The organism is Alteromonas sp. AO-Serp, assembly GCF_017849675.1.
Classification (GTDB): Bacteria; Pseudomonadota; Gammaproteobacteria; order Enterobacterales; family Alteromonadaceae; genus Alteromonas; species Alteromonas macleodii.
This window is the reverse complement of the sequence record NZ_JAFLMX010000272.1, coordinates 18927-27742: the sequence shown is the minus strand read 5'-3', so window position 1 is coordinate 27742 and position 8816 is coordinate 18927. Positions and strand designations below refer to the sequence as shown.

Genomic DNA, 8816 nt, shown 5'->3' with positions numbered 1-8816 from the left:
CCGGCAGTCGGCACCATTTTTCTTTTTTCCTATGCCAATCTTACGTACACTTGCTTACGAGTATTCATTCGGAGCAGACTGTATGTCATTTTTTTCCAAATCACTTAAACCGTTAGTTATCGTAACTGGCTTATTTTCTTTGAGCTTGTCTGGGACTATTTACGCTCATGGCAATGACCATGAAAATCATCACTTGCCGAAAGAGCAGCACAAGCACGCCAGTAAGCAATCAGATGTAATGGTTATGGATGGTTATGCCAGAGCAACATTTGCTTTGGCAAAAACCGGCGCAGTGTACTTTACTTTGCATAATCATAGTGACAGCGATAAAACACTGACGTCTGTTTCAGTATCAAGCGATGTAGCAAGTGAAGCGCAAATCCACACAACGGTGATGGAGGAAGACGTGATGAAAATGCGTGAGCTAACTGACGGCGTTATAATAAAAGCGGGCGAAATGGTCTCTTTTGAATCAGGCGGCCGTCATATCATGTTGATGGGGCTGACCAAAGGATTAGAAGAGGGCAGCGAAGTAGCACTAACCCTCACATTTAGCGATGGGAGTGAACTACCGGTTTTGCTACCTGTTAAAAAAGAAGCGGGCGAAAGCCACCATCACCACCATTAATAGAGTGGCTGAGGCAGAATGTATAAAGTCATCGATTAATGCGATGAATGCAATCAACTAAACCGTTAATCTAAATCAAAATTTCTGTAGTACTATTAACTTATATTATTTAAACCAAGATTTTTCAGCGCCGATGAATGGACTGAAGGTAAATCTAAAAAGGGTTGTAACGTTAAGGAGTGTGACATGAGCAAGATTGATATTGGTATTTCTGAGAGCGATCGTAACGCAGTAGCAGAAGGCCTTAAAAAGCTATTGGCCGACTCTTACACTTTGTATCTTCAAACGCATAATTTTCACTGGAACGTAGAAGGTCCGCAGTTCCGTGAATTGCACCTAATGTTTGAAGAGCATTACACAGAGCTTGCCGAAGCGGTAGACGAAATTGCAGAGCGTATTCGTACTCTAGGTGTTGCTGCACCGGGCACATATAAGTCGTTCGCCGAGCTTAGTTCAATTGAAGAAGTGGAAGGTGTACCTGAAGCGACGGAAATGGTGAGATTGTTAACTCACGGTCATGAGCAAGTTGTGAAAACCTGCCGTGAATCGTTAAAGCTAGCGCAAGACGCAGACGATGAGTCATCTGCAGCGTTAATTGGCGATCGTATGCGCGTTCATGAAAAAACTGCGTGGATGCTTCGTGCAACATTACCGAAGTAAATCGCTATATAAGTGCGGTGACAGTGATTTAACATAGGCTTAATCGGCCAGTCACCTTTATCGCATAAGCAAGTAAAATTATCACAAAGGGTACAGCAGCGCTGTGCCCTTTTTTGTATACTGCCTTCCACTAAGAATAATAGAAGAAGCCTGTGTGAACGCGCACACGGCTTTTTAAAATGAGGCTCCTAGCGATGAAACCATCAACTATTTTAGCTGTACCAATCAAACCTGTGAGCGCGCTAGCGCAGTCACTTACTTGTGTATTGGCGCTTACGATCAGCCAATCCGCTTTAGCTCACGGAGATCATAAACATGGCGAAGCGCATGAAATCACCGACAGCGATATTACCGTAACCACGCTCGCTGAAGGGCTTGTTCATCCTTGGGGAATGGCATTTTTGCCAAATGGCGATCTGCTAGTTACGGAACGTGAAGGTGGCATTCAGCGTTTATCAAAAGACGGTAAGTTGTCAGGACGTCTAGGTAATGTGCCTAAGGTGGTTGCGCAAAACCAAGGTGGTATGTTGGACATCGCTATCGACCCGGATTTTGCCAGCAACAACACTATCTACTTCTGTTACAGCAAAGCGAGTGAGGTTGAGGGCAAGCCGGGCAGCAGTAGCAGTGTTGCAAAGGCTAAGCTTACCGACTCAGGCCTTGAAAATGTTGACGTTATCTTTAGTGCCGACTCAATTGTGGATAACGGCTTTCACTTTGGCTGTCGTTTAGCGTTCGATGCTAAAAAGCACTTGTACATCACCATGGGCGACCGCTACAAGTACATGAAAGAAGCGCAGAACACCGATAACCACTTCGGTAAAATTGTACGTATAAACCGTGACGGCAGCGCAGTAGAAGATAACCCATTTACAGACGGCAAAGCCCCTGAAATATTCAGCTATGGTCACCGCAACGTGCAAGGCGTTACTATTCATCCTGAAACTGGTGCGGTATGGGCGATGGAGCATGGCCCGAAAGGTGGTGATGAAATCAATATCCTTGAACGCGGTGCAAACTACGGTTGGCCTGTGATTACCTATGGCGTTGACTATAGTGGCGACATTATCAGCGACAAAACCCATATGGATGGTATGAAGCAGCCATGGGTGTATTGGGACCCGTCTATTGCGCCAAGCGGCCTAACCTTCTACCAAGGTGAAATGTTCAAAGAATGGAACGGGGATGTACTGGTGGGGTCGTTGAAGTTTACTCACCTTCGTCGCATAAAAGTAGAAGATGGAAAGCCCGGAGAGCAGTTTGAATATGTTCGAGACAATCACGCCCGTATTCGCGACGTTGAAGTTGGCCCAGAAGGTGCCATTTACTTACTGACCGATGCACCGAACGGCAAAGTATTAAAGCTAACCAAATAGCATAATACCAGTCCGCATAGATAAGTGCTCACTCAGGGGGCGTTGGCAAGCTTCATAGCGAAGCGTGGGAATGCAGGAATGGCTGTTCCCTTTCAAATTCTGGTATAAGACGTAGAATGAGAAAAGGCGCCGCTTCATTGCTATTGTAAAATGAAGTAAGCGCCTTTTTTATTTATAAGGACATCGGGTCTCGTATTGACTTATTCGCCGTCGCTATTCTTCTTGTAGCGTTCAAACCACGCCACAATATTCCCTACTTTCTGTATTAAGCGAGAAGGGCGGCTTGCAATGCCGTGTGAAGCCCCTGGAATTCGCACCATTGCAGCATCGACACCTTGTAACTTCAACGCTTGATAATACTGCTCTGTCTCGCTAATTGGCGTACGGTGATCGGCTTCACCGGTTAGCAGCATAGTGGGTGTTACTACGTTGCCCACTAAGCTCAAAGGGCTACGCTGCCAGAGTTTATCCGCAATAGTCCACGGCATATCTGCCATCCAGTAGTTGCTAAAGTACGGGTATGCGTCGGCAGTCAATGAAAAGCTCATCCAGTTAATAACCGGCTTCGCCACAACAGCTGCACTAAAGCGGTCTGTTTTACCAATGGACCATGCGGTAAGGGTTCCGCCGCCTGAGCCGCCAGTAATAAACAGATTCTCTGAATCTATATAGCCTTGCTTAACAACCGCGTCTACCACATCCATTAGGTCGTTATAATCTTCTGATGGGTAGTTATGGTGGATCAAATTACCAAAGTCTTCACCGTAAGAGCTACTGCCCCTTGGGTTGGACCATACAACCACATAACCTTGCGCGGCCATTAGCTGAATTTCCATGGCAAAGTGAGGGCCGTAGGCTGCATGTGGGCCGCCGTGAATTTCTAATATAAGCGGGTATTTTTTGCTGCTATCAAATCCAGGGGGCAATGCAATCCATGCGTCGATAGGCAGCTCGTCCACACTTGATACTACGGAAAGGTCTTGTACTTCTGCCAGCGTTTTATGACCAAGTGCATCGCTGTTTAAATCGGTGAGTTGCGTATCGTCTTTGCCTTTTCTATAAAGCGCCAGGTCGCCAGGCACAGTGCGGCTTGCCGTGGTGTAAACAATGTCGCCTTTATCACTATCTGCGAAGTCGCCCGACGTGTAAGGGCGTCCAAAAGCTTGTCCACCTATGCTAACGTCGATAGGTTTCACATCGCCTTTCAGGTTCACTGCAGAAAGTTTCGTTTCGCCGTGATCAAGGTAAGAAAAGATTAATCCTCGGCTGTCTTTGCGCCACTCAAATTTGCCTAAGCTTCTATCTAGTGACGTAGTTAAACGGCTGATGTCACCACTTTCAAGCTCAAGTACCACAAGGTCGCCATTCTGATAAGAAAGCTTTCTGTCGTTGAGCTGAGTAAATGCAAGGTATTTTCCGTCGGGACTCAAGGTTGGTCTACCTTCAGGCCCTTCGATATCGGTAACTTGTTCAACTGCCGCTGTGTTCACATTCACTTTATAGATGTCGCTAAACAAAGGGTGCAGCGCGTAGTCTTCTCGTTGTGGTGTGGCGAAATAAATCCAGTCATTCTCTTTAGAGAAAGAAAGGGTGCCGCCGCTAGGGAATTTTCCAGTTGTTAACTGACGCGGCGTACCGCCTTCAACAGGCAGAACAAATATTTGGTCAAAGCCTTCACGCAAGTAGCCTCTTCCGTCACCTCTATACTGCACCGCATCAATATAGGTGCCTTGGTCAGCCCACTTTGCTCCTTTAGGCTTGCTCGGCATGCCGGTAAACAATGGCTTTTGCTTTTCTTCGGTAAACTGGGTGAAGGCTAAGGTTTTGCTGTCATGAGACCAGGTTAACTGACGAGGTGCTTCGCCGGTGTTGGTCAAGCGCACAGACTGCATGGTATCTAAGTAATAGAGATGGATTTGTGCGCGGCCGTTGACCGATTTTGTATATGCCACCATTTTACCGTTGGGCGATAAGGTAGCCTGTGACAAGTTTTCATCTACACCAATAAACGGGCGATGCTCACCGGATTTAATATTTACTTGCCAAAGTCGGCTTTGTCTTCCGTCAGTCATGACATCCATGCTCTGACGAGAATAAATTACCGTATCCTTATTAAGAAACTGTGGGTTGGCCACAAATTCTAAGTTAAAGGTGTCATCGTATGTCAGCGCATTTAAGCTAGTCGAATCAGAGGCAGATTCCTGCAATGCATTGGCCTGACTTATACCTAAAACCAATAGTGATAATGCAGTCGAGGTAACACATAAGCCTTTTCGTACTGGTCGAAAGGCGAAACGAGACGCAAACATAGTTGTTCCTTTTGTTATTGTTTTTGCGCTGAGCGCGATAGGTAGAATGTTCGCCGTCGTGTGCTTAGCGTAAATCCTAACGCAAATGTAGCAACCTGCGAACGTTGTCTCTAACCATATCGCTTTCGTTTCTTTTATGTAAAGAGCGTGCGGTGAAGAGGCTGGATTGTCCGTTAAAATTACATATCCAACATTAAGCGCAACGTTTAACAACGCAGGGCGCTAGCAATGGCAGTTGTCATTATTAATAGAGGGCTGGCCGTTCTTTAAGTCATTTGAGCTTTATTCGCCTTTAAGGCTAATTTTGCCCACAAGAATATCTTTAAACATGACCCAGTCGCCCATTAGGCTGTAAAGCGGGTGTTTAAATGTCGCAGGGCGATTTTTCTCAAAGAAGAAATGACCTACCCAAGCGAAACCGTAACCTACTAGCGGAATAAACCACAGTAGCGACCAGCTAGCCATAAATACTGCTAGTGCTATAACGCCGAGAACCAGCCACGAGCCGATGAAATGAAGCGTGCGGCATGTACTATCTCTATGTTCATTTAAATAAAACGGGTAAAACTCTTTGAATGACGCAAAATGCGTGTCAGCGCTTGTTTGTGTAGACATAAAACCCTCTCGGCCATAAGCATGTATTTTATAGAAGTAGAGTGACTTAGTAGCAGTAGTTTACACTACGTTAACATTCTATTCTGAAATAGATTGTCGTGAATACGACAAAAAGAGAATGAGTTTTTGCAAACATGCGTGTTCACTGGCGCAGATCCAACAAAGTGGCGAATTAAGAGGCGCTTCCTAGTGCAAGGCGCGGTGACTAAAGATAGCCTACCTTAACCTTGTAATTTCAGGCCGTCTGCCCCATATTCCTCTCAATACAAGAAATTAAAGGCCTGCGTTATGGAAAATCTCGTTGCGAATAGCCAAGCAACCATCGTAGATATTACGGTAGAAAACTTTCAACAAATCATCATTGAAGCGTCGCAAGATAAGCTGGTGCTAATTGATTTTTGGGCAGATTGGTGCGAGCCCTGTAAAGACCTTATGCCTATTTTGGAAAAGCTGGCGGGTGAATACAGCCAGCACTTGATCCTGGCTAAAGTAGACTGCGAAGCCCAGCAAGAAGTCGCTGCACAGTTTGGTATTAGAAGTCTACCAACGGTGATGGTGGTGCAAAATGGTCAGCCTGTTGACGGCTTTGCGGGTGTGCAACCTGAGCAGCAAATTCGCGAAATGCTCGCTAAATATTTGCCTAATCCTGAAGACGATCTACTTGCCACTGCTGGCAAAGCGATTCAGCAAGGTGATTATGCAGAGGCACTGCCCGCAGCTAAAGAAGCCCTAGCGCTTAACCCAGATAACGTAAACGCTAAATATATGCTTATTGATTGCTATATCGAGACCGGATCTATTGATACAGCCAAAGCGTTATTGGAAGAAATTAAGTTGGTTGATCAAGACTCTCGCTATAAGAGCTTAGCGGGAAAAATTGAATTGGCAGAACAAGCCGCCGACACTCCTGAAATTCGTCAGCTTCAAGCAGCGGTAGAAGCAAACCCAGACGACTTGCAGCTTAAAGTTGATTTAGCGGTACAGTTGCAGCAAGCGAACAAAGCACAAGATGCACTAGAGCTTCTTTATAGTGTGTTAAAGAAAAAACTTGGGTTTGGCGACGCCAGAAAGCTAATGATGGATATGGTGAATGCGCTTGCCGACGGCGACCCGTTGAAGTCGGAATACCGCCGAAAAGTTTACAGCTTATTGTACTAACAACGTCAGCATTTTAGCGGCTGTCGTAGGGGACAATGAGTCGAGTCTGACTTTGATAAATTGACTGCAGGAGGTTCGTGCTGGTACTTGCAGGTGAACGAGAACGCATGCTGACGGGTGTCACCGTGTGTATTTCTACTTCGATTGCTGTATTTATTTAGGCGAGAGAATAGGGGAGAACCCCTCTTTGTGCAGCCAATTAAGTGCTTCGAAATACTTTTGAAAATAATCGCGCTCGTAGTTAGCTGATTCAGCGTCACGGTGCTTAGATGGGTGGGTTCGTTCTAATTGGGCCCGCCTAACCATTCCGGTATCCAGCACGTAAGCTGAGCGTGTGAGCCCTCGCGAAATGTTCACCTTTATTGCTTCTGCCAAACGGGTTTGGCATTCAGGCGTAGAAAGCACCCAGCGGCGTCCGTCCATTAGGGCAGCCCAAGGCTTATTGTCGAACTTAGCGATAAGTTCATGCATTTCTTCTATAAAAAACTCTGTCGTTTTCAGGTTCCACGCCCCGGTTGCAAACACCTCAAGTACGTTACCTGAGACATCCAATGAATAATTTCCGTATTTAGGAAAACGCATAAAATACCTTTAATGTTTGTCTGCGTGGAACAGACGGAGCTTGCTAACTCGGCTAACAAAAACATCTTGCCTCTATAGGGTATAGCAGAGTTCTTAAAATTTGCTGTAGTTGTGTTTATATAAGAAATATCACTAAGCACGTCGATTTGGGCAAAACAATTTACACTTAATTTGTAAATAAATGTTTTGTTGCAGGCGCAGAATCATGCGAAAAAGGTAGAAATTTGATAGGGTTTACGCAGTTTTTATATTGGGCAATAGAGCATGGCATATCAGCATTTTTATACGGGTTTTCTTAATGCGAACAAAGGTAAACAGCATTATGCATGTCACAGCCACTACTTTTGGCCCGACTGCACGCGTGATGCAATGCTCAACTACTGGGATGACAGCGCTAAGTATGTTGACGAAAAGTGGGGATATTTCTTCCAAACTTTGGTGCCAGAGCTACAGCAGCGCATTAGCAACATACTGAACACTGGAGCACCACAGCAAATCGTTTTTGCGCCCAATACCCATGAGCTGCTTTATCGCGTAATGAGCTGCATCGATAGTACTGCGCCTTATAAAGTAGTGTCGACAGACAGCGAGTTTCACAGTTTTCAGCGCCAAGCGACTAGGATGCAAGAGCAGGGTGCGATAGAACTTATTACCGTACCTACTAAACCCTACGATACGTTTGCGTCGCGCTTTAAGGCTGCCATCGCCGAACACGATCCCGAGCTGGTTTTCTTTAGTCAGGTGTTTTTTAATTCCGGATACGTGGTGAACGATGTCACAGATATCGTAAATAGCGTAACTAACGACAATACCCTTATTGTGGTTGATGGCTATCACGGGTTTATGGCAAAGCCTACCGATATAGCGGACATTGCCCACCGAGCCTTTTATCTTGCCGGTAGTTACAAATATGCTCAGGCAGGAGAGGGGGCATGTTTTGCGCATGTACCCGTGGGCTGTGAGCTAAGACCTGCTTACACAGGCTGGTTTGCAGAATTTGGTGAGCTAGATAAGCCTCGCAAGGTTGGCGGCAAAGACAGCGTTCAATATAGCCTAGATGGAATGCGCTTTGCCGGTGCGACGATGGATTTTACCGCGCTCTACAGATTAAGAGCCGTGCTTCGTATGTTCGACGACAATGGCATTGATGTCGCTACAGTTAACGAATACGTAATGGGCATGCAGCGCACATTTCTAGAGAAACTTGCTACCTGCAACCATCCCTTGCTAAACGAAAAACATCTAGCAGTAAGTGATGAAGCAAACCGAGGGCATTTCCTTACCTTTGAATTAGATAGTGCCGATGAAACAAAAGTCCTTGCTTCAGCGCTTAAAGAGCACCATATCCTTACCGATTTTAGAGGAAACCGCTTACGATTTGGTTTTGGTCTGTACCACACCCCTGAGTACATTGATTTAACCGCACTGAATCAGAAAGCGTAAGTCGTTGCTTTAAACATACGTAAATATTAACGTCACACTTATTTA

The 8816-nt window shown here is 45.6% G+C and carries 8 protein-coding genes; 5 read left to right on the top strand and 3 right to left on the bottom strand.

Annotated features, from left to right (window positions below):
* From QVA83_RS17945 to QVA83_RS17935, 3 genes are all read left to right on the top strand, one after another.
* Positions 1 to 628: copper chaperone PCu(A)C (locus QVA83_RS17945; protein ID WP_287498773.1), on the top strand; the 628-nt coding region annotated here is incomplete at its 5' end.
* A 186-nt stretch (positions 629 to 814) separates the two neighbouring features.
* Entirely contained in the window at positions 815 to 1288 is a 474-nt protein-coding gene (locus tag QVA83_RS17940) for a Dps family protein (RefSeq protein ID WP_014948101.1), read from the top strand.
* Between the two features lie 194 nt (positions 1289 to 1482).
* Positions 1483 to 2664: a PQQ-dependent sugar dehydrogenase gene (locus tag QVA83_RS17935; protein ID WP_061439286.1), complete on the top strand. Its 1182-nt coding sequence runs from the start codon at positions 1483 to 1485 to the stop codon at positions 2662 to 2664.
* 200 nt (positions 2665 to 2864) lie between these two features.
* Here QVA83_RS17935 and QVA83_RS17930 read toward each other — a convergent pair whose 3' ends face one another.
* The gene (locus QVA83_RS17930; protein WP_287498772.1) at positions 2865 to 4973 is read right to left on the bottom strand and encodes a S9 family peptidase; all 2109 of its coding nucleotides are present in this window, start codon (positions 4971 to 4973) and stop codon (positions 2865 to 2867) included.
* A gap of 282 nt (positions 4974 to 5255) precedes the next feature.
* Complete coding sequence (locus QVA83_RS17925) at positions 5256 to 5588, bottom strand: Mpo1-like protein (RefSeq protein WP_014948104.1); 333 nt, start codon at positions 5586 to 5588, stop codon at positions 5256 to 5258.
* Positions 5589 to 5876: 288 nt separating this feature from the next.
* On the opposite strand from QVA83_RS17925, the gene trxA reads away from it, so the two are divergent.
* Positions 5877 to 6746, top strand: coding sequence for a thioredoxin (gene trxA, locus QVA83_RS17920; protein WP_156077828.1), 870 nt, complete (start codon positions 5877 to 5879; stop codon positions 6744 to 6746).
* Positions 6747 to 6899: 153 nt separating this feature from the next.
* On the opposite strand, the gene QVA83_RS17915 is transcribed toward trxA, so the two are convergent.
* Entirely contained in the window at positions 6900 to 7328 is a 429-nt protein-coding gene (locus tag QVA83_RS17915; protein ID WP_014948106.1) for a hypothetical protein, read from the bottom strand.
* Between the two features lie 264 nt (positions 7329 to 7592).
* Between QVA83_RS17915 and QVA83_RS17910 the strand changes: the two genes are divergently transcribed.
* Positions 7593 to 8771, top strand: a complete 1179-nt coding sequence (locus QVA83_RS17910) for an aminotransferase class V-fold PLP-dependent enzyme (protein ID WP_156077829.1) — start codon at positions 7593 to 7595, stop codon at positions 8769 to 8771.
* Positions 8772 to 8816: the final 45 nt, after the last annotated feature.

Excerpts from the sequence above, each read along its gene's own strand:
- QVA83_RS17940 (WP_014948101.1), top strand. The coding sequence starts at position 815 with ATGAGCAAGATTGATATTGGTATTTCTGAGAGCGATCGTAACGCAGTA.
- QVA83_RS17935 (WP_061439286.1), top strand. The coding sequence starts at position 1,483 with ATGAAACCATCAACTATTTTAGCTGTACCAATCAAACCTGTGAGCGCG.
- QVA83_RS17930 (WP_287498772.1), bottom strand. The coding sequence starts at position 4,973 with ATGTTTGCGTCTCGTTTCGCCTTTCGACCAGTACGAAAAGGCTTATGT.
- QVA83_RS17925 (WP_014948104.1), bottom strand. The coding sequence starts at position 5,588 with ATGTCTACACAAACAAGCGCTGACACGCATTTTGCGTCATTCAAAGAG.
- trxA (WP_156077828.1), top strand. The coding sequence starts at position 5,877 with ATGGAAAATCTCGTTGCGAATAGCCAAGCAACCATCGTAGATATTACG.
- QVA83_RS17915 (WP_014948106.1), bottom strand. The coding sequence starts at position 7,328 with ATGCGTTTTCCTAAATACGGAAATTATTCATTGGATGTCTCAGGTAAC.
- QVA83_RS17910 (WP_156077829.1), top strand. The coding sequence starts at position 7,593 with ATGGCATATCAGCATTTTTATACGGGTTTTCTTAATGCGAACAAAGGT.